This window comes from Pseudomonas sp. NFPP24 (assembly GCF_900112095.1).
In the GTDB taxonomy this organism is placed as follows: Bacteria; Pseudomonadota; Gammaproteobacteria; order Pseudomonadales; family Pseudomonadaceae; genus Aquipseudomonas; species Aquipseudomonas extremorientalis.
The window spans coordinates 92,288-116,230 of record NZ_FOKD01000008.1; the positions used below are offsets into that span (position 1 = coordinate 92,288).

General features: G+C 62.0%; 23 protein-coding genes. 16 read left to right on the plus strand and 7 right to left on the minus strand.

What is annotated here, in order from left to right:
- Positions 1–40 precede the first annotated feature (40 nt).
- Both eat and BM026_RS18455 read right to left on the minus strand, forming a co-directional pair.
- Complete coding sequence (gene eat / locus BM026_RS18450; protein WP_092248114.1) at positions 41–1,474, minus strand: ethanolamine permease; 1,434 nt, start codon at positions 1,472–1,474, stop codon at positions 41–43.
- 118 nt (positions 1,475–1,592) lie between these two features.
- Positions 1,593–3,113, minus strand: a complete 1,521-nt coding sequence (locus BM026_RS18455; RefSeq protein ID WP_093125664.1) for an acetaldehyde dehydrogenase ExaC — start codon at positions 3,111–3,113, stop codon at positions 1,593–1,595.
- 272 nt (positions 3,114–3,385) lie between these two features.
- Between BM026_RS18455 and BM026_RS18460 the strand changes: the two genes are divergently transcribed.
- The 5 genes from BM026_RS18460 (at position 3,386) to BM026_RS18480 (ending at position 8,880) form a co-directional block, all read left to right on the plus strand.
- The gene (locus tag BM026_RS18460; RefSeq protein WP_093514306.1) at positions 3,386–5,302 is read left to right on the plus strand and encodes a sigma-54-dependent Fis family transcriptional regulator; all 1,917 of its coding nucleotides are present in this window, start codon (positions 3,386–3,388) and stop codon (positions 5,300–5,302) included.
- 490 nt (positions 5,303–5,792) lie between these two features.
- Entirely contained in the window at positions 5,793–6,530 is a 738-nt protein-coding gene (locus tag BM026_RS18465) for a hypothetical protein (RefSeq protein WP_256575456.1), read from the plus strand.
- A 97-nt stretch (positions 6,531–6,627) separates the two neighbouring features.
- Positions 6,628–7,977, plus strand: coding sequence for a UDP-N-acetylmuramate:L-alanyl-gamma-D-glutamyl-meso-diaminopimelate ligase (mpl, locus tag BM026_RS18470; RefSeq protein WP_092248123.1), 1,350 nt, complete (start codon positions 6,628–6,630; stop codon positions 7,975–7,977).
- Positions 7,974–8,603 carry a flavin prenyltransferase UbiX gene (ubiX, locus tag BM026_RS18475; RefSeq protein WP_093125672.1) on the plus strand — a complete coding sequence of 210 codons (630 nt, stop codon included), beginning with the start codon at positions 7,974–7,976 and terminating at the stop codon, positions 8,601–8,603. Before mpl ends, ubiX begins: the two co-directional genes overlap by 4 nt.
- Entirely contained in the window at positions 8,596–8,880 is a 285-nt protein-coding gene (locus BM026_RS18480) for a YceK/YidQ family lipoprotein (RefSeq protein WP_071493681.1), read from the plus strand. Before ubiX ends, BM026_RS18480 begins: the two co-directional genes overlap by 8 nt.
- Before the next feature lie 53 nt (positions 8,881–8,933).
- On the opposite strand, the gene BM026_RS18485 is transcribed toward BM026_RS18480, so the two are convergent.
- From BM026_RS18485 to BM026_RS18495, 3 genes are all read right to left on the minus strand, one after another.
- The gene (locus BM026_RS18485) at positions 8,934–9,575 is read right to left on the minus strand and encodes an oxidoreductase (RefSeq protein WP_092248126.1); all 642 of its coding nucleotides are present in this window, start codon (positions 9,573–9,575) and stop codon (positions 8,934–8,936) included.
- A 29-nt stretch (positions 9,576–9,604) separates the two neighbouring features.
- A complete protein-coding gene (locus BM026_RS18490; RefSeq protein WP_092248130.1) occupies positions 9,605–11,323 on the minus strand; it encodes a C13 family peptidase in 1,719 nt (572 codons plus the stop codon).
- 105 nt (positions 11,324–11,428) lie between these two features.
- On the minus strand, positions 11,429–11,884 hold the full coding sequence (locus BM026_RS18495) for a MaoC family dehydratase (protein ID WP_071489885.1): 456 nt from the start codon (positions 11,882–11,884) through the stop codon (positions 11,429–11,431).
- Between the two features lie 163 nt (positions 11,885–12,047).
- On the opposite strand from BM026_RS18495, the gene BM026_RS18500 reads away from it, so the two are divergent.
- The 3 genes from BM026_RS18500 to BM026_RS18510 are packed head-to-tail and all read left to right on the plus strand — an operon-like array spanning position 12,048 to position 13,726.
- Positions 12,048–12,401 (plus strand): CidA/LrgA family protein, encoded by a 354-nt coding sequence (locus tag BM026_RS18500; protein ID WP_015886074.1) that lies wholly within the window; start codon positions 12,048–12,050, stop codon positions 12,399–12,401.
- Complete coding sequence (locus BM026_RS18505) at positions 12,398–13,114, plus strand: LrgB family protein (protein WP_092248136.1); 717 nt, start codon at positions 12,398–12,400, stop codon at positions 13,112–13,114. Before BM026_RS18500 ends, BM026_RS18505 begins: the two co-directional genes overlap by 4 nt.
- A gap of 21 nt (positions 13,115–13,135) precedes the next feature.
- Positions 13,136–13,726: an LON peptidase substrate-binding domain-containing protein gene (locus BM026_RS18510; RefSeq protein WP_058427778.1), complete on the plus strand. Its 591-nt coding sequence runs from the start codon at positions 13,136–13,138 to the stop codon at positions 13,724–13,726.
- Here BM026_RS18510 and BM026_RS18515 read toward each other — a convergent pair.
- A complete protein-coding gene (locus BM026_RS18515) occupies positions 13,723–15,039 on the minus strand; it encodes a bifunctional DedA family/phosphatase PAP2 family protein (RefSeq protein WP_093529645.1) in 1,317 nt (438 codons plus the stop codon). The genes BM026_RS18510 and BM026_RS18515 overlap by 4 nt on opposite strands.
- Before the next feature lie 16 nt (positions 15,040–15,055).
- Positions 15,056–15,739, minus strand: coding sequence for a DNA-3-methyladenine glycosylase (locus tag BM026_RS18520; protein ID WP_093529767.1), 684 nt, complete (start codon positions 15,737–15,739; stop codon positions 15,056–15,058).
- A gap of 174 nt (positions 15,740–15,913) precedes the next feature.
- Between BM026_RS18520 and BM026_RS18525 the strand changes: the two genes are divergently transcribed.
- The 8 genes from BM026_RS18525 to BM026_RS18560 all read left to right on the plus strand — a co-directional run bounded on the left by BM026_RS18525 (position 15,914) and on the right by BM026_RS18560 (position 23,939).
- Complete coding sequence (locus BM026_RS18525) at positions 15,914–17,179, plus strand: glutamate-5-semialdehyde dehydrogenase (protein WP_092248139.1); 1,266 nt, start codon at positions 15,914–15,916, stop codon at positions 17,177–17,179.
- Entirely contained in the window at positions 17,179–17,823 is a 645-nt protein-coding gene (gene nadD / locus BM026_RS18530) for a nicotinate-nucleotide adenylyltransferase (RefSeq protein WP_071489888.1), read from the plus strand. The genes BM026_RS18525 and nadD overlap by 1 nt, the downstream gene beginning before the upstream one ends.
- Before the next feature lie 69 nt (positions 17,824–17,892).
- Positions 17,893–18,387 (plus strand): ribosome silencing factor, encoded by a 495-nt coding sequence (gene rsfS, locus BM026_RS18535; protein WP_003176298.1) that lies wholly within the window; start codon positions 17,893–17,895, stop codon positions 18,385–18,387.
- 9 nt (positions 18,388–18,396) lie between these two features.
- Complete coding sequence (gene rlmH, locus BM026_RS18540; protein WP_003176297.1) at positions 18,397–18,864, plus strand: 23S rRNA (pseudouridine(1915)-N(3))-methyltransferase RlmH; 468 nt, start codon at positions 18,397–18,399, stop codon at positions 18,862–18,864.
- A 15-nt stretch (positions 18,865–18,879) separates the two neighbouring features.
- On the plus strand, positions 18,880–20,778 hold the full coding sequence (gene mrdA / locus BM026_RS18545) for a penicillin-binding protein 2 (protein ID WP_071489890.1): 1,899 nt from the start codon (positions 18,880–18,882) through the stop codon (positions 20,776–20,778).
- Between the two features lie 31 nt (positions 20,779–20,809).
- Positions 20,810–21,913: a rod shape-determining protein RodA gene (gene rodA, locus BM026_RS18550; protein ID WP_042570827.1), complete on the plus strand. Its 1,104-nt coding sequence runs from the start codon at positions 20,810–20,812 to the stop codon at positions 21,911–21,913.
- 17 nt (positions 21,914–21,930) lie between these two features.
- Entirely contained in the window at positions 21,931–22,941 is a 1,011-nt protein-coding gene (gene mltB / locus BM026_RS18555) for a lytic murein transglycosylase B (RefSeq protein ID WP_071489891.1), read from the plus strand.
- Complete coding sequence (locus BM026_RS18560) at positions 22,941–23,939, plus strand: septal ring lytic transglycosylase RlpA family protein (protein WP_071489892.1); 999 nt, start codon at positions 22,941–22,943, stop codon at positions 23,937–23,939. Before mltB ends, BM026_RS18560 begins: the two co-directional genes overlap by 1 nt.
- The last annotated feature ends 4 nt before the right edge of the window (positions 23,940–23,943 follow it).

Here is a 23,943-nt window from a genome sequence, read left to right on the forward strand (position 1 = left end):
GGGCGACGCAGGCACGTGCCTGCGTCGAGGTTTACGGCTATCAGTGCAAGGCGGCCTCTGCGGCCTGGATCGCCGCGAATTCCTCTTCGGGCGTGCCTGCTACCAAGTGATGCCGGCTGTAGAAAGCAAAGTAAGCAATTAATACTCCATAGATGATCGCGGCGCCAATCACCACCCGTGGATCCACCAGAAAGCCCGCCACCACGGCCACGCAGGCCAGCACGAGGGCAACGCCGGAGGTGAAGACGCCGCCCGGCGTGCGGTACGGACGGTCCATTTTGGGGCGACGGATGCGCAGGGTGATGTGCGCGGCCATCATCAGCACGTAGGAAATGGTCGCGCCAAACACCGCCACCAGGATCAGCAGGTCACCCTGGCCGGTCAGCGACAGGCCAAAGCCGATGATGCCGGGGATCACCAACGCCAGCACGGGCGCCTTGCTTTTGTTGGTTTCGGACAGTTTGCGTGGCAGGTAGCCGGCACGCGACAGCGCGAAGATTTGTCGTGAATAGGCGTAGATGATCGAGAAAAAGCTGGCGATCAGGCCCGCCAGGCCCACCAGGTTGACGAAGCTGCCCATCCAGGTCGAGCCGCCATAGGACAAGGCCAGCGCCTCCACCAGCGGGTTGCCGGACTTGATCAACGCGTACGTGCCGGCGCCGCCCGGTGCTATTACCAGGATCAGCAGGGCAAAACTGGTCAGCACCACAATGGCGCCAATCAGGCCGCGCGGCAGGTCGCGCTTGGGGTTCTTGGTTTCTTCGGCGGCCAGCGGCACGCCCTCGACGGCCAGGAAAAACCAGATGGCATAGGGGATTGCCGCCCACACACCCACATAACCGAACGGCAGGAAGGTGCTGGCACCCTTGGCCTCGGTCACCGGGATGTCCAGCAGGTTGGCGACACTGAAGTGCGGCACCATCGACACCAGGAACACGCCCAGGGCAATCGCAGCCACGGCGGTAATCACGAACATCAGCTTCAAGGCTTCGCCGACACCCAAGATGTGGATGCCGATAAAGATGATGTAGAACGCCAGGTAAATCATCCAGCCGCCAATGCCGAACAGCGACTCGCAATACGCGCCGATAAACACCGCGATGGCGGCGGGGGCGATGGCGTATTCGATCAGGATCGCGGTGCCGGTGAGAAACCCGCCCCAGGGACCAAAGGCGCTGCGGGCGAAGCCGTAGCCACCGCCGGCGGTGGGGATCATGGAAGACAGCTCGGCCAGGGAAAAACACATGCACAGGTACATGGTGGCCATCAGCAATGTGGCCAGGAACATCCCGCCCCAGCCACCTTGGGCCAGGCCGAAGTTCCAGCCGGCGTAGTCGCCGGAGATCACGTAGGCAACGCCAAGGCCGACCAGCAGTACCCAGCCGGCGGCGCCTTTTTTCAGTTCGCGTTGTTGGAAGTATTGGGAGTCGACTTTTTCGAAGTCGACAGAAGATCCAGTCGGTTCGCTAGGCATGGGAAAGTACCTTTCATTCTTATTGTTTTTAATTTGGCGTCTTTGTGTCGAATGCAAAATGTGGGAGGAGATAAGCCCCTCCCACATTTGATTGCATTTCAAATGTGCGAGGGGGTAATTAGAAGAAGCCCAGCGGATTAATGTCGTAGCTCACCAGCAAGTTCTTGGTCTGCTGGTAGTGATCCAACATCATCTTGTGGGTTTCACGGCCAACGCCGGACTTCTTGTAACCACCGAACGCGGCATGGGCCGGGTACAGGTGGTAGCAGTTGGTCCACACGCGGCCCGCCTTGATCGCGCGGCCCATGCGGTAGGCGCGGTTGATGTCGCGGGTCCACACACCGGCGCCCAGGCCGAATTCGGTGTCGTTGGCAATCGCCAGGGCTTCGGCTTCGTCCTTGAAAGTGGTGATGCTCACCACCGGGCCGAAGATTTCTTCCTGGAACACACGCATCTCGTTGGTGCCCTTGAGCAGGGTCGGCTGGATGTAATAGCCGCCGGCCATGTCACCGCTAAGCTTCTCGACCTTGCCGCCGGTCAGCAACTGCGCGCCTTCGCCCTTGGCGATTTCCAGGTAGGACAGGATCTTGTCGAACTGCTGCTCGGACGCCTGGGCGCCGACCATGGTGTCGGTATCCAGCGGGTCGCCGCGTTTGATCGACTCGATCTTCTTCATCACCACTTTCATGAAGTCGTCGTAGATCGATTCTTCCACCAGCGCACGGGAAGGGCAGGTGCACACTTCGCCCTGGTTGAAGAATGCCAGCACCAGGCCTTCGGCTGCTTTTTCGATGAACGAAGGTTCGGCTTTCATGATGTCGGCGAAGAAGATGTTCGGCGACTTGCCGCCCAGCTCAACAGTCGACGGAATAATGTTCTCGGCCGCCGCATGCATGATGTGCGAACCCACCGGGGTGGAGCCGGTGAAGGCAATCTTGGCGATGCGCTTGCTGGTCGCCAGGGCTTCGCCGGCTTCCTTGCCGAAACCGTGCACCACGTTCAGCACGCCCGGTGGCAGCAGGTCGCCGATCACTTCCAGCAGCACGTTGATGCCCAGCGGGGTTTGTTCGGCGGGCTTGAGCACCACGCAGTTACCGGCGGCCAGCGCCGGGGCGAGTTTCCACGCGGCCATCAGCAGCGGGAAGTTCCACGGGATGATCTGGCCAACCACGCCCAGCGGTTCGTGGAAGTGGTAAGAGGCGGTGTGTTCGTTGATCTCGGCGCTGGTGCCTTCCTGGGCGCGAATGCAGCCGGCGAAGTAGCGGAAGTGGTCGGCCGCCAGCGGGATGTCGGCGTTGAGGGTTTCACGCACGGCCTTGCCGTTGTCCCAGGTTTCGGTGATGGCCAGCAGTTCGAGGTTCTGTTCGATGCGGTCGGCGATTTTCAACAGGACCAGCGAACGGTCCTGGGCCGAGGTCTTGCCCCAGGCGTCGGCGGCGGCGTGGGCGGCGTCCAGGGCTTTGTCGATATCTTTGGCGGTGGAGCGCGGGAATTCGGCAATTGCCTTGCCGTTGACCGGCGAAGTGTTGGTGAAATAGTTGCCATCGACCGGTGCAACGAACTCGCCACCGATGTAGTTGCCGTACTTGGCCTTGAACGAAACGATGGCGCCTTCAGTACCGGGGTGTGCGTAACGCATGGTGGGTATCTCCTGGCTTTTATGTTTATTGGGAGCGCAGCGCAACGAGCGCTTGATAAGCGTAGAGCAAAGGTTGGGCCACCGCTGTGTGAGCCAGCTAAATCAAGGGGTTGGGCATTGTTGCAAGGCGTTGCTGTGGCAGGGTTGATACAGCCTGTGTGACAGTTTGTGCCGTAAACGGTACAGCCCGTGACCGGCGGGTCGGCACGGGATTGCATTGCCTGGATGGCTGGGGGATGCTGGTGGTTCTCACGCAGGGAGAATAATAAGAAATGCACAACGATCATTTCAGTCGCCATGCCCAGCAAGTGCTCACCGTGGCGCATGGCCGCGACCCATCCAGCGATCCCTCCATCGCCCGCTCCTGGCTGCGCTGCCTGGAGGACTATCACCTCGACCCTGCGCAAACCATTGCCCCCACCGTGCTTGAACACGGGCGCCTGCTGGAAAGCCGCGAGCGCCTGCAACAGGTGCTGCATATCGCCGGCAGTGAGATGAACAGCCTGCACCAGCAGCTGTCCGGCGCCGGGCATGCGGTACTGCTGACCGATGCGCGAGGCGTGATCCTCAACTGTGTCACCGCGCCGTCCGAGCGCAAGATCTTCGAACGCGCCGGGCTTTGGCTGGGCGCTGACTGGAGCGAAGCGTGCGAGGGCACCAACGGCATCGGCACCTGCCTGGTGGAGCGCCAGTCCCTGACCATTCATCGTGATGAACACTTCCGTGGCCGGCATACCGGGCTGACCTGTTCGGCTAGCCCGGTGTTCGATCCCCATGGCGATCTGCTGGCTGTGCTGGATGTGTCCTCGGCCCGCGAGGCGGTGTCGCGTCAGAGCCAGTTTCACACCATGGCGCTGGTCAATCTGTCGGCGAAGATGATCGAGAGTTGCTATTTCTTGCGCCACTTTGAAAACCACTGGTTGCTGCGCTTTCACCTGCAGGCTGAGTCGGTGGGGTTGTTCAGTGAAGGATTGCTGGCGTTCGATGGCGACGGGCGCATCTGCGCGGTGAACCAGAGTGCGCTGAACCTGTTGGGGCAGTTGCGTGGCGGTCTGCTGGGCCAGCCGGTGGAGGCATTTTTCGAATGCACCCTCGATCAGTTGCTCGGCCGCGCCAGCGCCAATGCCACCGCCAGTTGGCCGTTGCGTACCCGCGATGGTCGGCATTTGTTCGCGGCGCTGCGCGGTCAGGTGCGCAGTATTCCCACACCCGTTGCCAAACCTGCGGTAGTGGAACGGCCGCGCCTGCCCGGCATCTGCCTGGGCGATCCGGCCCTGCAACAGGACTTCAGCAAGGCGTTGCGGGTTTTCGAGCGCGATGTGCCGTTGCTGATCAATGGCGAAACCGGTTCCGGTAAAGAGGCCTTTGCCAAGGCCGTGCATCAGGCCAGCCAGCGGGCCGACAAGGCATTTGTGGCACTCAACTGTGCCGCCATCCCGGAAAGCCTGATCGAAAGTGAATTGTTCGGCTATCGGGGAGGCAGCTTTACCGGTGCGCGCAAAGAAGGCATGCAAGGCAAGTTGCAGCAAGCCGATGGCGGCACCCTGTTTCTCGACGAAATCGGCGATATGCCCCTGGCGCTGCAAACCCGTCTGCTAAGAGTGCTGGAGGACCGGCTGGTGGTGCCGCTCGGCGGTGAGCCCGAGGCGGTAAACGTACGAATTATCAGCGCCACCCATCGCAATTTGCTGGCGCGTGTGCAGGACGGCACCTTTCGCGAAGACTTGTACTACCGGCTCAATGGTCTGGAAATTTCCCTGCCGGCACTGCGTGATCGCGCGGACAAATCCCAGTTGCTGGATTTTCTGCTGGGCCAGGAGGCGGGTGAGCAACAGGTCGCGCTGGATCCTGCTGCACGCCGTGTGTTGTTGGCGTTTGCCTGGCCGGGCAATGTGCGTCAGATGCGCATGGTGCTGCGCACGCTGATCGCGCTATGTACGGACGGTCTTGTTCGGCTTGAAGACGTGCCCGCCCGTGTTCGTGGTTCGCAGACCGCACAGGCAAACAGTGTCATGCCATCGGTTGATTCATCGCTTGATGTCGCCGAACGTGGAGCGTTGCTGGCCGCCTTGGCGCAGCAACACTGGCACATGAGCCAGACCGCGGTTTTATTGGGCATCAGTCGAAATACGTTATATAGAAAGTTGCGCAAGTACGGAATCGCTCGTCAATTGCGCCAGGAATGTTAGTTGCCGGTCGCTTATTAACTGCGGCGTGTAAGTCACGGTTATCGCTCACCGTCCGAGGGGTCGGCTTTGTTTGCGCGGCATTGGTTTTCTGGAACTGGTGGTTGGTTTTTCAAGACGCAAAGGATAAGGCCAATGTGCAATTTGGCCTTGCCTGTCTCAACAACCATCCGTTTCAGAAGTTATCAGGGTGAAGGTTATGCGTATAACAGGTCAGACTCCGGCAACACCTATGCAAACTGAACAACCGTCCACCGAGTCATCAAAAGAGCCCACGGCACCGCCCATTAATTATCCCAGTGATGAAGCCCAAAACGGGCAAGAGGTACACAGTCGTCGCAAGAGAGACTTGTTTTTCAACCCGTTCAGGCGGCGTCCGCCATCACCACCGACACGGGGAAGCAGCGTTGGAGGCTCACGGCCACGCCTCAATCCCCCGCCTGCAAGCCCAGCGCCGCCGACGGGGTCTGCGGGAAGTGCCTTCAAGAGTATTTTGCCAAAGATCACTGGCCAGCCGGTGACCAATGTGATTCCGTCCCAGAGCCATGCTGCTCCCAAGAGCTTGGCCGAGGTGACGCAAAACCTGATCGTTGCAGACCGATTGCACAAGGCCGGTGTGTTTTCTACTTCCCCCAAACTCGGCACGGTGGCCCGTGATGCCTTTGTAAATGCGGGTGTCAATGGGCTCGTCAGTGCGCCACTCAGTATTGCAACCTACGCAGGGTCCGCTTGGACAGGAGAGGCGATCAAAGGCCAGTACGCCGCACAGACCCCGGTACTGCCACCGGTGCACCAACCGGCCCCCAGCACTCAGGGGACGACGCCCACGGGCAGTATTTCGACGCAGAATGCCAATGTGGACACGCGATTGGCCCTGGCCGAACTGCGTATCGAGGTCGTGGCGAATAACATCATGGCAATACGGGAGGGGACGGATGCGACGGCCCTCAAATTGGTTGAACGTGATTCACAGTCTCCGGGTGAGCGACTGGCCGCGCTTGAGGCCTTGTACGACGTCGCCGAAAATCAACTCAAGATGATCGGTGATGAAAACGACATGATCTTTCGACCTTACAAAGAAGCTTCCGGCGCAACGACCGGTACCGACAGCAGCCGGCTGGACAGCCTGGACAAGCGTTTTGAGGCGGTGAACAAGTTCATCGGCAAACTCATCGTACTCAAGGCCACCGAGTTACCCGTCGAAACAACAGCTGATACGGCGACCGTCTGAGTCCCCGGGCGGCCCTCCGGGGCCGCTTCCTGACAGCTAAAGAGTGCGATTTTCGCCCCCCTGCGCTAACCTGCCTCGATGTTTTACGAGGTCGACTATGCACATTCATATTCTCGGTATCTGCGGCACGTTCATGGGCTCGATGGCGGTGCTGGCCAAAGAGCTGGGCCACCATGTCACCGGCTCCGACGCCAACGTCTATCCGCCCATGAGCACGCAACTCGAGGCCCAGGGCATCGAGCTGACCCAAGGCTACGACCCGGAGCAATTCGACCCGGTCCCTGACCTGGTGGTGATCGGCAACGCCATGTCCCGTGGCAACCCAGCGGTCGAATATGTGCTCAACAAAGGTTTGCCTTATGTGTCTGGCCCGCAGTGGCTGGCCGACCACGTGCTGCAAGGCCGCTGGGTACTTGCTGTCGCCGGCACTCACGGCAAGACCACCACCAGCAGCATGCTGGCCTGGGTGCTTGAGCATGCGGGCATGAGCCCGGGCTTCCTGATTGGCGGCGTGCCGCAGAATTTCTCGGTGTCGGCGCGCTTGGGCGACACGCCGTTCTTCGTGATCGAGGCGGATGAATACGACAGCGCCTTCTTCGACAAGCGCTCAAAGTTCGTTCACTACCGTCCGCGCACGGCAATCCTGAACAACCTGGAATTCGATCACGCCGACATCTTCCCCGACCTGGCGGCCATCGAGCGCCAGTTCCACCACTTGGTGCGGACCATTCCAAGCGAAGGCCTGGTGATCCACCCGACCACCGAGCCTGCCTTGCAGCGCGTGATCGAGATGGGCTGCTGGACCCCGGTACAAACCACCGGCGCGGGCGGGCAGTGGCAGGTCAAGTTGCTCAGCGAAGACGGTTCCCGCTTTGAAGTGCTGTTCGAGGGCGAGGCCCAAGGCATCGTCGAGTGGGACATGACCGGCCAGCATAACGTCGCCAACGCTTTGGTGACCCTGGCGGCTGCGCGGCATGTAGGCGTAGTGCCGTCCATGGGTATCGCCGCGCTGAGTGCATTCAAGAGCGTGAAACGGCGTATGGAAAAGGTCGCCGACGTGAATGGGATTACCATCTACGACGACTTTGCCCACCACCCGACGGCGATTGCCACCACCCTGGATGGCCTGCGCAAGCGCGTTGGCGATGCGCCGATCATTGCGATTGTCGAGCCGCGCTCCAACTCCATGAAGCTTGGCGCGCACCGCGACGGCCTGCCGGAAAGCGTCACCGATGCCGACCAGGTGGTCTGGTACGCACCGGCCAATCTCGGCTGGGACCTGCCGGCGATTGCCGCCCTGTGCACGGTGCCGTCCAGCGTCTGCGACTCCATCGAAGGCATCATCGAACACGTCAAGCACCAGGCCAAGCCCGGCACTCACGTAGTGGTCATGAGCAACGGCGGCTTTGGCGGCCTGCATGGCAAGTTGGCCGAGGCGCTGAAATGAGCGGCCCGGAGCGCGTCACCCTGGCGATGACCGGTGCATCCGGCGCACCCTATGGCTTGCGTCTGCTCGATTGCCTGGTGCGTGAAGACCGCGAAGTGCATTTCCTGATCTCCAAGGCCGCGCAGTTGGTGATGGCCACCGAGACCGACGTGGCGCTGCCGCCCAAGGTGCAGGCCATGCAGGCCTTCCTCACCGAATACACCGGTGCGGCGGCGGGGCAGATCAAGGTCTACGGCAAAGAGGACTGGATGTCGCCGGTGGCGTCCGGCTCGGGAGCGCCGGCGGCGATGGTGGTGGTGCCGTGTTCCACGGGCACCTTGTCGGCGATTGCCACGGGGGCCTGCAACAACTTGATCGAACGGGCTGCTGACGTGACCTTGAAGGAGCGCCGCCAGTTGATCCTGGTGCCACGAGAAGCGCCGTATTCGAGCATTCACCTGGAGCACATGCTCAAGTTGTCGAACATGGGCGTGACCATTCTGCCGGCCTCGCCGGGTTTCTATCACCAGCCGCAGACCATCGATGACCTGGTGGACTTTGTGGTGGCGCGCATTCTCAACCTGCTGAACATTCCCCAGGACATGCTGCCACGTTGGGGCGAGCACCATTTGAGCAGCGATGAATAAGGCGCTGCTGGTCCTGCTGGCGCTGCAACTGACGGGCTGCGCCACCGCGCGTACGTTGGACGCGGCGCAACCGGGTGCGCCGGTGGTGTATGCCGGCACGCGGTTGGATTTGTATGCGATGAATGGTGGCTGCTGCGCCAAGGACAGGTTTGGTGCCGAGGCGCCGGGTTATCCTGGGGTGGATCTGCCGGCGAGTGCGTTGCTCGATACCTTGTTGTTGCCACTGTCGGTGTTGACGGTGTTGGGCGTTGGTTTCAACGCCACGGGCGGCCTGTAACCCTGGGGCAAGCCAGCTCGCCACGAAAAAGCCCTTCAGTGGGAAGGGACCGGTTATTTGCCGAGCTTGCGCAACTCGTCCGACTCCACCACCCGCACCCCATCCTGCTCTTCCAGCGCCAGGCGCCACATGGCGCGGGCCAGTTCGCACACTTCAATGCCGTGGTATTTGCCCGGAATCAACCGCGACAGCGGCCCGGCCAATTGCTCCGCCAAGCGCGGTTGCAAGCGTTCCCCCAGCAACAACGAAGGCCGCACGATGGTCAGCTGTGGCCAGTCCTGGGCCCTCAAGGCTTGTTCCATTTCCCCCTTGACGCGGTTGTAGAACACCGAGGATTTCGGGTCGGCGCCAATCGCGCTGATCACGATCAGGTGCCGCGCGCCCATTTCCCGCGCACGCTTGGCGAACGCCACGACCATGTCCAGGTCAACCGCGCGAAAGGCGGCTTCGGAACCAGCTTGTTTGAGGGTGGTGCCCAGGCAGCAGAAGGCGATATCCACCCGGCCGCTCAGTTGTGGCAGGAGCACCGCCGGGTCGCCCACCGGGTTTTCCAAATGCGGGTGTTCGGCCAGCGGCTTGCGGCTGGGCGCAAGCACGCGGGTCACGGTGGGTTCGTTGAGCAGGCGGTCGAGCAGGTGTTCGCCGGTAAGGCCGGTGGCTCCGGCGAGCAAGATATGCTGAGGCGTCAGGTACATGGTGTTTCCCCCTTGTTACACGTTACAGCTTAGTTGCCTTTGGCTTCCTTGCTATTCATTGAGACGCTTTCCAGCGCCTTTCGTGCCTGCTGTTTGCGTAATAATTGCCAGTGGGCGATCACACCCTTGGGGGCCCAGATCTGCGGTTCGGAGGCTTCGAAGTTGTCCGCCTGTTCGCGTTCGGCCACATGCAGTTGCGCCAGCTTGAAGGCTTGCTGCAAGTCGTCGGTCTGGTTGAGGGCTTGGGCGAAGAGGGCGTCGCCGAAGTAGGTGAAGTCGGCTTCCTCGGAGCAGCCGAAGGACACGCGGTCGGCCCGGGAGGCGGTCATGATCAGCGTGTGCTCATCCTTCAAGGCCGGGATGAAGCCGCCGGAGTAGCAGGCCGAAATCACCACGATCTTGTCGCGGTTCTTCAGCGGTGCCAGCACGGCCGCCAGCTCATCGGCTGGCAGGTCGGCCAGCTCCATGCGCGGCTGGTCCAGCACCAGTTCGTGTTCGTGGGTACCGTGGCTGGTCATGTAGATGAACACCAAGTCTTCCGGGCCGGTGCGCTCGGCCAGGGTTTGCACGGCGCGACGCAAGCTTTCGCGGGTGGCCAGGGGGCGATCGGTGATGTGGTCGCGGTGATTGACCAGGCGAATCTGCCCGCGTGCGCCGAAGCGGGTGGCGAGCATATTGCTGACGTAATCGGCTTCGCGCAGGAACACGCTTTGTTTACCGTCGCCAGCCACGGCCAGGGTGTACAGCTCCACGGCGGGGGTGGAGGCGGGCACGGCGGCGAGGGCTGCATCCAGCAGGCGGCCTTGGGCCAGCACGCCGATTTCCAGGGGGTCGGGCAGCAGCTTGCCGTCGGCGTCACGCACGCGCATGCCATTGACCCAGGTACCGGCCTGCACGGTGCCGTCGGTGAGGACCAGGGTACCTTTGCCTTGATAGTTGTCGCCGTCGAAACCGCCGATATAGAAGCTGCCATCGGTGAGGTTGAGGCGACCTTCGCCGCTAAAGCGCCAATCAGCGAACTGGCCGACGTAGTGGCTGCCATCCACACCGATCAACTCGCCCTTGCCGCTGAGCGCGCCTTCCTTGAATTGGCCGATCCACACGTCGCCATCGGCGTTCTCGTAGCGGCCCTTGCCGTTGAGTTGGTTCTGCTTGAACTGGCCGACATAGATGTCACCGTCGGCGCTGTTGAAGGTGCCGTTGCCTTCCAACTGGCCATCGACGAAATGGCCGCTGAACTGGTTGCCGCTGTCGTCGTTACGCTGGCCTTCGCCATTGGGCTTGCCGTGGGCGAACTGGCCCTGGTACTGGCTGCCGTCCGCCAGCTCCAGGCGACCAAGGCCGGAATACTGGTCGTCCTTGAATTCGCCGCGATAGGTCATCTGCCCCTCTTTGAGGGTGCCTTCGCCATTGCGTCGTCCGTTCTTGAAGCCGCCCACATAGTGGCTGCCCGCCGTGGTCAGGCTGCCCTGGCCATCGAACAGGCCTTGCTGGAACCGGCCTTTATAGACTTCGCCGTTGCTGCCATGCCATTCGCCCTGGCCGTGCCACTGGCCCTTGTCGAACTGCCCGGCGTACCAGCTGCCGTTGGGGTAGTCCACGCGGCCCTGGCCCTGCAGCAAGCCATCGACCACATCACCCCGGTAGCGGCCGCCATCAGGCAGGCGCGCATCGGGCGGCAACAGCGATTCGCCATCTCCGCAAGCGGTGAGCAACAGGGCAAGGGCGAGGGGAGCGAGTGGGCGCATAGCGGGATCCGGATAATTGAGCGCCGAGTATGCCGCAGCTGCGAGTTTCATACATAAATTTACATACCCTGTGGTGAGGTTTATTTCCCCACCACAGGCACGGCCTTATACAAAGCAGAGTGACAACGACTCGGCAATGTAAGCCGGTTTTTCCTGGCCTTCGATTTCCAGGGTGCAGGTTGCCTTGAGCAACCACTGGCCGGGCTTTTTCTCGGACACGTCGGTGAGGGTGACCGCCAGGCGCACGTTGGAGTTGACCTTCACCGGCTGGATGAAGCGCACGCTGTCCAAACCATAATTGACTGCCATCTTCAGGCCTTCGGGCATGATCAGGATGTCTTCGATCAGCTTGGGAATCAGCGACAACGACAGGAAGCCGTGGGCGATGGTGCTGCCGAATGGCGTTTGCGCGGCCTTGACCGGGTCGACGTGGATGAACTGATGATCGCCCGTGGCCTCGGCGAACAGGTTGATGCGTGCCTGGTCGATGGTGAGCCATTCGGAACGTCCCAGTTCCTTGCCGACATAGTCTTTGAGCTGCGCTACGGGTACATGGGGCATTGCGTCTCTCCTTGGTTCATCGGTGCTGTTTTTATCGATTACAGAGAACCAATGTAGATCATCATGGCCAATCGGCCCGGTCAACCCACCATGCTTTTGGCGAATGCCGGTGCATAGGGCGGGCATGCTTATAATGCGGGCGAGTTTCGAGGGGGAAGAACGGATGCTGTTACGGGGCCTGACCTGGCTGGTGCTGTTTCAATTGATCGGCACCGCGATCAATCATTTGCTGTTGCCGGTACTGCCGGGGCCGATCATCGGGCTGCTGCTGATGCTGGGTTTCCTGGTCTGGCGTGGCGAAGTCGGCGAGCCATTGAGCCTGGCCGCCAGCAGCCTGTTACGGTACCTGCCGTTGCTGCTGGTGCCGCCGGCGGTAGGCGTGATGGTGTATGCCAAGGACATCGCCGCGGACTTCTGGGCCATTGTCGGTGCGCTGGTGTTGTCACTGGTGATTGCCATGGGCTTTGTCGGCGTGTTGATGCAGCAGATGGTCAAGCGCAAGGAGAAGGATCAATGACCTTCGACTGGCAGGGCGCCTGGGCGGCGGTGATCCATCACCCGTTGTTCGGTATCGGCATCACCCTGGGTGCCTATCAACTGGTACTGGCCGGTTTCGAGAAAACCCGCTGGATCTTCCTGCAGCCTGTACTGGTTTCCATGCTGCTGGTGATCGGCGTACTGATCAGCTGTGGCCTGAGCTACGCCGAGTACCGCAAGAGCACCGAGATCATGGGCATCCTGCTGGGCCCGGCGACGGTGGCCCTGGCGGTGCCGCTCTACTTGAACCTGCGGCGCATTCGCCAATTGTTCTGGCCGATTTTTACTACGCTGGTGATAGGCGGAGTGTTGGCCACCGGCCTGTGTGTACTGCTGGGCTGGTGGTTTGGCGCCGAACACAGGATGTTGATGACCATGGCGCCCAAGTCGGTGACCTCGCCGATCGCCATGCTGGTGGCCGAGCAGATTGGCGGTGTGGCGGCATTGGCGGCGGTGTTTGTGCTGATCACCGGGGTGATCGGCGCGATGATCGGCCCGGCATACCTGTCGCGCCTGGGCGTGCACAGCCCTGAGGCGCGGGGCATGGCCCTGGGCATGACCGCCCACGCGGTCGGCACCTCAGTGGCGTTGCAGGAAAGCGAAGAGTGCGGCGCCTTTGCGGCGCTGGCCATGAGTCTGATGGGCGTGGCCACGGCAGTGTTCCTGCCGCTGGCTGTGTCGGTGATCGTTTAAACCGGGTTTAAGGAAACCTTTATGAGTCTGGCGCTGTTCCCACTCAATACCGTGCTATTCCCAGGCTGCACCCTCGACCTGCAATTGTTCGAGGCGCGCTATCTGGACATGGTCGCCCGCTGCATGAAAAAGGGCGAAAGCTTCGGCGTGGTGTGCATCCTCGACGGCAAGGAAGTGGGCCTGGCCCCGGACGGCTACGCGCTGATCGGCTGTGAAGCGCTGATCCGCGACTTCAAGCAGCAGGACAATGGCCTGCTGGGGATTCGTGTCGAAGGCGGTCGCCGGTTCCGGGTGCGTGACGCGGGCGTGCAGAAAGACCAGTTGCTGGTGGCTGATGTGCAGTGGCTCGAAGAACTGCCGGATCAACCGCTGGAAGAAGAGGACGCCGACCTGCTGGCATTGCTCCAGGCGTTGGCCGAGCATCCGATGGTGGCCTCGCTGGACATGGACGCCCACGCCGACGGGCAGCAAGCCTTGGGCAATCAACTGGCGTATCTGCTGCCATTCACCGAGGCCGACAAGATCGACCTGCTGCAACTCGACGACCCGCAGCAGCGCCTGGATGCGATCCAGATGCTGCTCGATGAGTTGCAGGGCGAGTTGTTCACTTAATAGGCATAACGCAGCAGGGCGTGGGGCGTGCCGGTGAGGGCGATAAAGCTGAGCACCGCCACCAATGCTGGCAGCAACAGCCACCAGGCTTTTTGCGGCATCGCCGGCAGCGGGCTGCGGTACTGGCTGACCCCCAGGCTGAACGCACATACCGTCATCGCCAGCAGCGTGCCGGCCAGGATGTCTGTGGGCCAATGCGCGCCCAGGTAGACCCGCGACAATGCGATAAAGGCGGCGGGAATGCAGCCCAGCAGCATCCAGGTCAGGCGTAGCCGGATGGGTTGCCCGCGCCCGGCCAGGACCGCGAGGGCCAGGAAAAACGCAAACGCGCCGGATGCATGGCCGCTGGGCATACTGAAACTGGTCAGTGGGTCTGTGAGGATTTCCGGGCGGCCACGGGCGAAAAACAACTTGGTTCCGGTGTTGATCACCGCCGCACCGGCGAGGGTCGCGCCGACAAACACCGCATGGCGCCATTGCCGAGCCACTAGCAGCAAGCCGGTAAACACGGCGCTGGCGACGAACATCTTCTTGAATTCGCCCAGTTGGGTGATGCGCACCATCACTTCGTCCAGCCAGGGGCTGCGGTGCTCCTGCACCAGGGCGCTCAGGCCCTGGTCAAAGTCATTGAGGTGGGGGTAGCCGATAAACAAGGCGATCAACATCGTCAGGCTGGCGCAACCGATCCAAAGGGTAGCGCGACGATGGCCACGCAGGCTGCTGTTCAGGCTCAGGCCCAGCACCACCGCGATACAGGCTGCTACCACTCCCGCTTCAGGCCAGAAACCCTCCGGCAATGGCAGGCGGAATGCGGCGCCGGTCGCCCAGCCTGGCAGCAGGTACGCCACCGACCATCCCGCCGCCGCCACGAGGCTGACAATCGCAAAACGCGGGAAGGGCATGTCGCACATCCCAGCCACCATCGGCAGCATGGGCCGCAGCGGGCCGATGAAGCGCCCGACCAGCAGGCTGGCAATGCCGTACTTGTGGAAGTAGGTTTCGGCGCCGTTCATCCATTCCGGGTGATGACGCAAGCCGGGCAAGCGCCGGATGTTCTGGTGGAAATGTCGCCCCAAGTAGTAGGAAACCCCGTCACCCAACAATCCGCCGAGGAAGCCCAGCAGCAGGGTCTCGCTCAGTGACAGCGCACCGCTGCCGGCGAGGGCGGCAATGGCAAACAACAATACCGTGCCCGGCACGATCAGCCCGGCGATGGCCAGGCACTCCACGCAGGCGACGATAAACACCGCGACCGCCAGCCATTCGGGGTTCAGGGTCAACCAGCCGGTAATGCTATCGAGCCATTGGCCCATACAATCCACTCCATGCTCAAATCAAAAAATAATCGCGGCCTTCGACCTGGCCCTTGCGCAGCGGGTTCCGCGTGCAATAAGGCGCGTAGCCAGCATCGACGAAGCGGTACATCAGGTGTTCATCACGCCCGCTGGGGATCCCCAGGCGGGTGGTCTGGATGATCTGGGTCGGGGTCTGCCCCACATCTTCCACATAGAGCCGTTCCTGATCGAAGCGCTTGGCATCCCACATCGGCACCTTCAGACCCAAGGCCTTACACAGCAGGGTCTGGCCGGCGCACAGTTTTTGCGAGGCGCGGGGACTGCCGTCAGGGGTCGGGTTGTTCAACAACATCTGTGCCAGGCTGGCCGGGCCTGATACGTCATCGACCCATGGATAGGCCGATTTGATCAACACGGCATTGCCTGGTCCATGGGCGCTGAAGTTCAGCGAATCGCCACCCCGGGCGTAGTACATGTAGATATGCCCGCCATCCAGAAACAAAGCCTTACGCTTTTCTGTGTAGCCCAATGAGGCGTGACTGCCTTTTTCCGCCACGTAATAGGCTTCGGTTTCAATAATCCGCGCCGAAAGCCAGGTTTCACCGACGCGATGGCGGATGACTTTGCCGAGCAATTCCTGCGCAAGCAGTTGCGCGTCACGGTCGAAGAAGCAGTCGGGCAGGGCGCTGGCGGGGAGTTGCGGCGATGAACTGGGCATGGCGGTCAGGGTAAATACGGCTAAATGTGACGGAATCATAACAACTCCCACCTTAATTACCGCTGAACCCCAGGTTTTTACAGTTCATTTCGACCATCCGCCCCTCACCGCTGTCAGTCGGGCGGCGTCACAGCTATAATCTGCCGCTTTCCTCCCTGCCAAGACTCCCTGACCATGACTGAGTCCGTTCTTGACTACATGACCCGCCTGGGTCGCGCTGCCCGTCAGGCCTCGCGGTTGATCGCCCGTGCGAGCACTGCGCAGAAGAACCGTGCCCTGCTGGCCGCCGCCGATGCCCTGGATGCTTCGCGCTCCGAGCTCAGCGCCGCCAACGAGCAAGACCTGGCCAACGGCCGCGCCAGTGGCCTGGAGCCGGCCCTGCTGGACCGCCTGGCACTGACTCCGGCACGTATCGACGACATGATCGAAGGCCTGCGTCAGGTGGCCAAGCTGCCTGACCCCATCGGTGAAATTCGCGACATGCGTTACCTGCCGTCCGGCATTCAGGTCGGCAAGATGCGCGTGCCCCTGGGCGTGATCGGTATCATTTACGAGTCGCGTCCGAACGTGACCATCGACGCTGCGAGCCTGTGCCTGAAGTCTGGCAACGCCACCATCCTGCGCGGCGGTTCCGAGGCGATCAATTCCAACCGTGCCATCGCGGCCTGCATCCAGCAGGGCCTGGCCGTGGCCGAGTTGCCCGCCGAAGTGGTGCAAGTGGTGGAAACCACCGACCGCGCCGCCGTGGGTGCGCTGATCACCATGCCGGAATTCGTCGACGTGATCGTGCCGCGTGGCGGCAAGAGCCTGATCGAACGCGTCAGCCGCGATGCCAAGGTGCCAGTGATCAAGCACCTGGACGGCGTGTGCCACGTGTACATCGACATCGCCGCTGACATCGACAAGGCGATCCGCATCGCCGACAACGCCAAGACCCACCGCTACGCCCCGTGCAACACCATGGAAACCCTGCTGGTGCACGTCGGCATTGCCGAGCGCGTGCTACCGCCGCTGGCTGCCATCTACCGCGACAAGGGCGTTGAACTGCGCGGTTGCGAGCGCACCCGTGCGCTGCTGGGTGCGGACGTGATCGAGGCGACCGAGCTGGACTGGTACACCGAATACACCGCGCCGATCCTGTCGATCAAGATCGTCGATGACCTCGACGAAGCCATCGAACACATCAACACCTACGGCTCCAAGCACACCGACGCCATTGTCTCCGAGCATTTCAGCGATGCCCGGCGCTTCCTCAACGAAGTGGATTCCGCCTCGGTGATGATCAACGCTTCGACACGCTTTGCCGACGGCTTCGAATACGGCCTGGGCGCAGAGATCGGGATTTCCACCGACAAGCTCCACGCCCGTGGCCCGGTCGGGCTGGAAGGCCTGACCAGCGAGAAGTACGTGGTGTTCGGCGACGGTCATGTGCGCACTTGATGGGTAAACGCATCGGGCTGCTCGGCGGTACCTTCGACCCCGTGCACATCGGCCATTTGCGCAGTGCCCTGGAAGTTGCGGATGCCCTCGCGCTGGACGAGCTGCGCGTGATGCCCAATGCGCGGCCGCCCCATCGCGATACGCCGCAGGTATCGCCGCAGCAACGCCTGGAAATGGTGCGCCTGGCGGTGGAAGGCATAACGCCGCTGGTGGTGGACGACCGCGAGCTCAAGCGCGATAAACCGTCCTACACTGTTGACACCCTGGAGCTGATGCGCGCCGAGTTGGCCGCGGATGACCAGTTGTTTTTGCTTCTGGGCTGGGACGCTTTTTGCGGCCTGCCCTCTTGGCATCGCTGGGAGGAACTCCTCCAGCATTGCCACATCCTGGTTCTGCAACGCCCGGATGCCGACAGCGAACCGCCGGATGCCTTGCGCAACCTGCTGGCCGCGCGGTCGGTAAGTGACCCCTTGGCCCTGACCGGGCCGAACGGGAATATTGCATTCGTCTGGCAGACCCCGCTTGCGGTGTCCGCCACCCAGATCCGTCAACTGCTGGCCAGCGGGAAGTCGGTACGTTTCCTGGTGCCTGACGCGGTCCTGGCCTACATCGATGCGCACGGGCTTTACCGTGCGTCGAACTGAAAAGGCGCGCTTGAACGCACGAAAAATCGTACGGCAGGCGCCCGAACATACGAGCAAAACGAGTTTTATATGACGAACAAAGACGTAAGCAAAGTTAAGCGCAAAGGCACTTTCAAAAGCGCGCCGCTGCCGGTTGAAGCCCACGTAGGCCCGGAACTGGCCGGCGAAGAGCTGGTAAAGGTCGCCGTGGCTGCCCTGGAGGACGTCAAGGCCCAGGATATCCAGGTGCTGGACGTGCGCGACAAGCAGAGCATCACCGACTTCATGATCATCGCCACCGGTACCTCGAACCGCCAGATCGGCGCGATGCTCGACAAGGTCCGCGAAGCCGTCAAAGCCCAAGGCGTGAAGCCGCTGGGTGAAGAAGGCAAGGGCGACAGCGACTGGGTGCTGCTGGACATGGACGATGTGATCGTTCACATGATGACCTCCAACGCTCGCCAGTTCTACGACCTGGAGCGTCTGTGGAAAGGCGCCGAGCAGAGCCGTGCCGCCGATGGCAAGCACCACAGCCCGGAAGTGGGCCACGCGCACTTCGACAAGCTGAACAAAGACCAGGAATAAGGAACGGCTGTGCGCCTGCGTCTGATTGCTGTCGGTTCACGCATGCCCAAGTGGGTGGAAGAAGGCTGGCACGAGTATGCCAAGCGTCTGCCCGCCGAGCTGTCGCTGGAACTGGTAGAGATACCGCTCAATACCCGGGGCAAGAATGCCGACGTGGCGCGCTTTATCCGTCAGGAAGGCGAAGCCATGCTGGCCAAGGTCGGCCCCAACGAGCGCATCGTCACCCTCGAAGTGCACGGCAAGCCCTGGAGCACCGAGCAGCTGGCGGTGGAACTGGATCGCTGGCGCCTGGACTCGCGTACGGTCAACTTCATGGTCGGCGGTCCCGAAGGGCTGGCGCCGGAAGTCTGTGCGCGGGCGGACCAGCGCTGGTCGCTGTCGGCGCTGACGCTGCCGCACCCGTTGGTAAGGATCCTGATCGGTGAACAGCTGTATCGCGCCTGGACAGTCCTGTCCGGGCACCCTTACCACAAATAATCTGCGCCCCTCCCGATGACCCAACCGATCCGCATCAAGGACCACGAGAAAGACGCACGTCTCGTACGCGCACGCGTGGTGTTTGGCGCGATCATGGTGGTGGCGTTGTTGGGCGTGCTGATCGCCCGTCTGTATTTCCTGCAGGTGATCCAGTACGACTATCACTCCACGCTGTCGGAAAACAACCGGGTGCATGTGCAGCCGATCCCGCCGACCCGTGGGCTGATTTTCGACCGTAATGGCGTGGTGGTGGCGGACAACCGGCCCAGCTTCAGCCTGAGCATGACCCGCGAGCGCTCTGGCGACTGGCAGCAGATCCTCGATGTGATCGTCGAGGTGCTGCAGCTGACGCCGGAAGACCGGGTGATCTTCGAGAAACGCATGAAGCAGGGGCGCCGGCCTTTCGAGCCGGTGCCGATCCTGTTCGAGCTGACCGAAGAGCAGATCGCGCGGATCGCGGTGAACCAGTTCCGCCTGCCGGGTGTGGAAGTGGTGGCGCAGTTGGTGCGGCATTACCCGCAGGGGCCGCACTTTGCTCACTCCGTCGGCTATATGGGGCGGATTAACGAGAAAGAGCTGAAAACCCTCGATCCGGTGAATTACAGCGGCACCCACCATATCGGCAAGACCGGCATCGAGCGTTTTTATGAGCCCGAGCTGCACGGCCAGGTGGGTTACGAGGAAGTCGAGACCAACGCCCGTGGCCGCGTGCTGCGGGTGCTCAAGCGCACCGACCCGGTGCCGGGCAAGGACATCGTACTGAGCCTGGACATCAAGTTGCAGGAAGCGGCGGAGATGGCCCTGGGCGGGCGTCGCGGCGCGGTGGTTGCCCTGGACCCGGCTACCGGTGAAGTCCTGGCGATGGTCAGCCAGCCGAGTTTCGACCCCAACCTGTTTGTGACCGGGATCAGCTTCAAGGCCTACGCCGAGTTGCGCGATTCCATTGATCGTCCGCTGTTCAACCGCGTGCTGCGCGGCCTGTACCCGCCGGGTTCGACCATCAAGCCGGCGGTGGCGATTGCCGGCCTGGACGCGGGTGTGGTTACCGCTTCCAGCCGCGTGTTCGACCCGGGCTACTACATGCTGCCCAACTACGATCACAAATACCGTAACTGGAACCGCACCGGCGACGGCTTTGTCGACCTGGACACCGCAATCATGCGCTCCAACGACACCTATTTTTACGACCTGGCCCATAAGCTCGGGATCGATCGCCTGTCTGCCTACATGGGCAAGTTCGGCCTCGGCCAGAAAGTCTCCCTGGACATGTTCGAAGAGTCCCCCGGCCTGATGCCGTCGCGGGAGTGGAAGCGCGCAACCCGCCGCCAGGCGTGGTTCCCGGGCGAAACCCTGATCCTCGGTATCGGCCAGGGCTACATGCAGGCCACGCCGCTGCAACTGGCCCAGGCCACGGCGTTGGTCGCCAACAAAGGCATCTGGAACCGTCCGCACCTGGCCAAGACTATCGAGGGCGAGAAGCCCCTGGATGAAAACCCGATCCCGAACATCGTGCTGCGCGATCCGTCCGACTGGACCAAGGTCAACCATGGCATGCAGCAAGTGATGCACGGTGCACGCGGCACCGCACGCAAGGCGGCCATTGGTGCGCAGTACCGCATTGCCGGCAAGAGCGGTACCGCCCAGGTGGTGGCGATCAAGCAGGGCGAAAAATACGACCGCTCCAAGGTTCAGGAACGCCACCGCGACCACGCCTTGTTTGTCGGCTTTGCCCCGGCGGACGATCCGAAGATCGTGGTCGCGGTGATGGTCGAGAACGGCGAGTCCGGCTCCGGCGTCGCGGCGCCCGTGGTGCGCCAGGTGATGGACGCCTGGCTGCTGGCCGACGACGGCAGGCTCAAGCCCGAATATGGCGGCCCCCCTTCAAGCACCGAGGTTACGGCCCGTGAAGAGTAATTTTGACCGCATCCTCTCCAGTGAGGATGTGATGCGTCGCCGTGCGACGTTGCTGCAACGCATGCACATTGATGGCCCGCTGCTGATCCTGCTGCTGACCCTGGCGGCCGGCAGCCTGTTCGTGCTGTATTCGGCCAGCGGCAAGAACTGGGACCTGCTGATCAAGCAGGCGTCGTCGTTCGGCCTGGGCTTGTTGTCGATGGTGGTGATCGCCCAGCTCGAGCCGCGTTTCATGGCGCGCTGGGTGCCGTTGGGCTACGTCGCCGGGGTGTTGTTGCTGGTGGTGGTCGACGTGATGGGCCACAACGCCATGGGTGCCACCCGCTGGATCAACATTCCGGGGGTGATTCGCTTCCAGCCGTCGGAATTCATGAAAATCCTGATGCCCGCGACCATTGCCTGGTACCTGTCCAAGCGCACCTTGCCGCCGCAGCTCAAGCACGTGGGGATCAGCCTGATCCTGATTGGCGTGCCGTTCATCCTGATCGTGCGCCAGCCCGACCTCGGCACCTCGCTGCTGATCCTGGCGGGTGGCGCGTTCGTGCTGTTCATGGGCGGCTTGCGCTGGCGCTGGATCCTCAGCGTGCTTGCCGCTGCCGTGCCGGTGGCCGTGGCCATGTGGTTCTTCTTTATGCACGACTACCAGAAGCAGCGGATCCTCACGTTCCTCGACCCGGAAAGCGATCCGTTGGGTACCGGCTGGAACATCATCCAGTCGAAGGCCGCCATCGGCTCCGGCGGGGTATTTGGTAAGGGTTGGTTACTGGGCACCCAGTCGCACCTGGACTTTTTGCCCGAGAGCCACACCGACTTCATTATTGCGGTGATGGGCGAAGAGTTCGGCCTGGTGGGCATTTGCGCGCTGTTGCTGATCTATCTGCTGTTGATTGGTCGCGGCCTGGTGATCACCGCGCAGGCGCAGACGCTGTTCGGCAAATTGCTCGCCGGCGCCCTGACCATGACTTTTTTTGTTTACGTTTTCGTCAACATCGGTATGGTCAGTGGCCTGTTGCCGGTGGTTGGGGTGCCGTTGCCATTCATTAGCTATGGCGGAACTTCGCTGGTGACATTGCTGTCAGCGTTTGGGGTTTTGATGTCGATTCATACGCATCGCAAATGGATCGCACAGGTTTGAATAAGGTGAAGATGTCAATGCAAGTAATGCGCGGCTGGGCGACTCGGCACGCGTCCTGGATGGGCCTGATTGGGCTGCTGGGCGCAACGCAGGAGGCGCAGGCCGGTGACTATGATGGTTCACCCCAGGTCGCCGAATTTGTCGGTGAGATGACCCGCGACTATGGTTTCGCCGGTGAACAGCTGATGGGCGTGTTCCGCGAAGCGCAGAAAAAGCAGGCGATCCTCGACGCCATCTCGCGCCCCGCCGAACGTGTGAAGCAGTGGAAGGAATATCGCCCGATGTTCCTCACCGACGCCCGCGTGGCCCGTGGCGTGGACTTCTGGCGCCAGCACGAGGCCGTGCTGGCTCGCGCCGAGCAGGAGTACGGCGTGCCGGCCCAGGTCATCGTTGCGATCATTGGCATTGAAACCTTCTACGGGCGCAATACCGGCAGCTATCGGGTGATCGACGCCTTGTCGACCCTGGGCTTCGATTATCCGCCCCGCGCCGAGTTCTTCCGCAAGGAACTGCGCGAGTTCCTGCTGCTGGCCCGCGAAGAGCAGGTCGACCCGCTGAGCCTCAAGGGTTCCTATGCCGGTGCGATGGGCTTGCCGCAGTTCATGCCGAGCAGCTTCCGCGCCTATGCAGTGGACTTCGACGGCGACGGGCATATCAATATCTGGAGCAACCCCGACGACGCCGTCGGCAGCGTGGCCAGCTACTTCAAGCGCCATGGCTGGGTCGCCGGCGAGCCGGTGGTGATCCGCGCCGATGTCAGTGGGGACCGCGTCGATGAAGGTCTGACTCAGGGCATCGAGCCGGCCAAGACGGTCGGGGAGTTGCGGGCGCTGGGCTGGTCGAGTCAGAATGCGCTGCCTGACGATATGCCGGTCACGGCATTCCGCCTTGAGGGCGAAAACGGCCCGGAATACTGGATGGGCCTGAAGAATTTCTACGCAATCACGCGTTATAACCGCAGTGTGATGTACGCCATGGCCGTGCATCAGCTGTCAGACATGCTGGTCCAAGCACGGGGCACTAAGTAATGCGGGCATCGCCGTTCAATCAACCGCTCAAGCTGGTGGCGTTCGTCGCGTTGTCCCTGCTGGTCGTCAGTTGCTCCACCAGCCGCGGTCCGGCGCAGAAGTCCGGGGGCACCGCAGTTCGTTCCCAGCCGGGCCTGGACATCAACCGTGCGCACAAAGACGGCGCGCCGTGGTGGGATGTCGATGTGTCGAAGATCCCGGACGCCACGCCCACCCTGCACACCGGTGCCTACAAGGCCAACCCGTACACCGTGCTGGGCAAGACCTATTTCCCGTTGCAGGACTCCAAGACCTACGTGCAATCGGGCACGGCTTCCTGGTACGGCACCAAGTTCCATGGCCAGAACACTGCCAACGGCGAAGTGTATGACCTGTATGGCATGAGTGCGGCGCACAAGACCCTGCCGCTGCCGAGCTATGTGCGGGTGACCAACCTGGACAACAACCGCACGGTGATCCTGCGCGTCAACGACCGTGGCCCGTTTTACTCGGACCGTATCATCGACCTGTCCTACGCCGCCGCGAAGAAACTCGGCTACGCCGAAACCGGCACTGCGCGGGTCAAGGTCGAAGGCATCGATCCGGCGCAGTACTGGGCCCAGCGCGGCAAGCCGGCACCGTTGATGCTCAACGAGCCGCAGACACCACAACCGCAAATCACCGCATCGGCCGGCAAGGTCGAGCAGTGGACACCGCCGCCACAGCAGCACGCCCCGGACACCGTGGCTGTGCCGCAGGCTGCCCAGGGCGCTTCGCTGGCTGGCGGCCAATACTTGCAGGTGGGCGCTTTCGCCAACCCGGATGCGGCAGAACTGTTAAGGTCCAAGCTCAGCAGCATGGTCAACGCGCCGGTCTTCATCAGTTCCATCGTGCGTAACCAGCAGACATTGCACCGTGTGCGCATGGGCCCGATCGGCTCGCCGAGCGAAGTGGCGCAAGTGCAGAACAGCGTGCGCCTGGCCAACCTGGGGCAACCCAGCGTGGTCACCGCTGAATAAACAG

What these genes read in the sequence shown, in the direction of transcription:
- BM026_RS18505 (WP_092248136.1), top strand. Translation starts at nt 12,398, where the DNA reads ATGACCTTCGACTGGCAGGGCGCCTGGGCGGCGGTGATCCATCACCCG.
- BM026_RS18455 (WP_093125664.1), bottom strand. Translation starts at nt 3,113, where the DNA reads ATGCGTTACGCACACCCCGGTACTGAAGGCGCCATCGTTTCGTTCAAG.
- mrdA (WP_071489890.1), top strand. Translation starts at nt 18,880, where the DNA reads ATGACCCAACCGATCCGCATCAAGGACCACGAGAAAGACGCACGTCTC.
- ubiX (WP_093125672.1), top strand. Translation starts at nt 7,974, where the DNA reads ATGAGCGGCCCGGAGCGCGTCACCCTGGCGATGACCGGTGCATCCGGC.
- BM026_RS18520 (WP_093529767.1), bottom strand. Translation starts at nt 15,739, where the DNA reads ATGCCCAGTTCATCGCCGCAACTCCCCGCCAGCGCCCTGCCCGACTGC.
- BM026_RS18560 (WP_071489892.1), top strand. Translation starts at nt 22,941, where the DNA reads ATGCGGGCATCGCCGTTCAATCAACCGCTCAAGCTGGTGGCGTTCGTC.
- BM026_RS18490 (WP_092248130.1), bottom strand. Translation starts at nt 11,323, where the DNA reads ATGCGCCCACTCGCTCCCCTCGCCCTTGCCCTGTTGCTCACCGCTTGC.
- nadD (WP_071489888.1), top strand. Translation starts at nt 17,179, where the DNA reads ATGGGTAAACGCATCGGGCTGCTCGGCGGTACCTTCGACCCCGTGCAC.
- mltB (WP_071489891.1), top strand. Translation starts at nt 21,931, where the DNA reads ATGCAAGTAATGCGCGGCTGGGCGACTCGGCACGCGTCCTGGATGGGC.
- eat (WP_092248114.1), bottom strand. Translation starts at nt 1,474, where the DNA reads ATGCCTAGCGAACCGACTGGATCTTCTGTCGACTTCGAAAAAGTCGAC.
- BM026_RS18500 (WP_015886074.1), top strand. Translation starts at nt 12,048, where the DNA reads ATGCTGTTACGGGGCCTGACCTGGCTGGTGCTGTTTCAATTGATCGGC.
- BM026_RS18485 (WP_092248126.1), bottom strand. Translation starts at nt 9,575, where the DNA reads ATGTACCTGACGCCTCAGCATATCTTGCTCGCCGGAGCCACCGGCCTT.
- BM026_RS18510 (WP_058427778.1), top strand. Translation starts at nt 13,136, where the DNA reads ATGAGTCTGGCGCTGTTCCCACTCAATACCGTGCTATTCCCAGGCTGC.
- BM026_RS18495 (WP_071489885.1), bottom strand. Translation starts at nt 11,884, where the DNA reads ATGCCCCATGTACCCGTAGCGCAGCTCAAAGACTATGTCGGCAAGGAA.
- BM026_RS18525 (WP_092248139.1), top strand. Translation starts at nt 15,914, where the DNA reads ATGACTGAGTCCGTTCTTGACTACATGACCCGCCTGGGTCGCGCTGCC.
- mpl (WP_092248123.1), top strand. Translation starts at nt 6,628, where the DNA reads ATGCACATTCATATTCTCGGTATCTGCGGCACGTTCATGGGCTCGATG.
- BM026_RS18460 (WP_093514306.1), top strand. Translation starts at nt 3,386, where the DNA reads ATGCACAACGATCATTTCAGTCGCCATGCCCAGCAAGTGCTCACCGTG.
- rsfS (WP_003176298.1), top strand. Translation starts at nt 17,893, where the DNA reads ATGACGAACAAAGACGTAAGCAAAGTTAAGCGCAAAGGCACTTTCAAA.
- BM026_RS18480 (WP_071493681.1), top strand. Translation starts at nt 8,596, where the DNA reads ATGAATAAGGCGCTGCTGGTCCTGCTGGCGCTGCAACTGACGGGCTGC.
- BM026_RS18515 (WP_093529645.1), bottom strand. Translation starts at nt 15,039, where the DNA reads ATGGGCCAATGGCTCGATAGCATTACCGGCTGGTTGACCCTGAACCCC.
- rodA (WP_042570827.1), top strand. Translation starts at nt 20,810, where the DNA reads ATGCGTCGCCGTGCGACGTTGCTGCAACGCATGCACATTGATGGCCCG.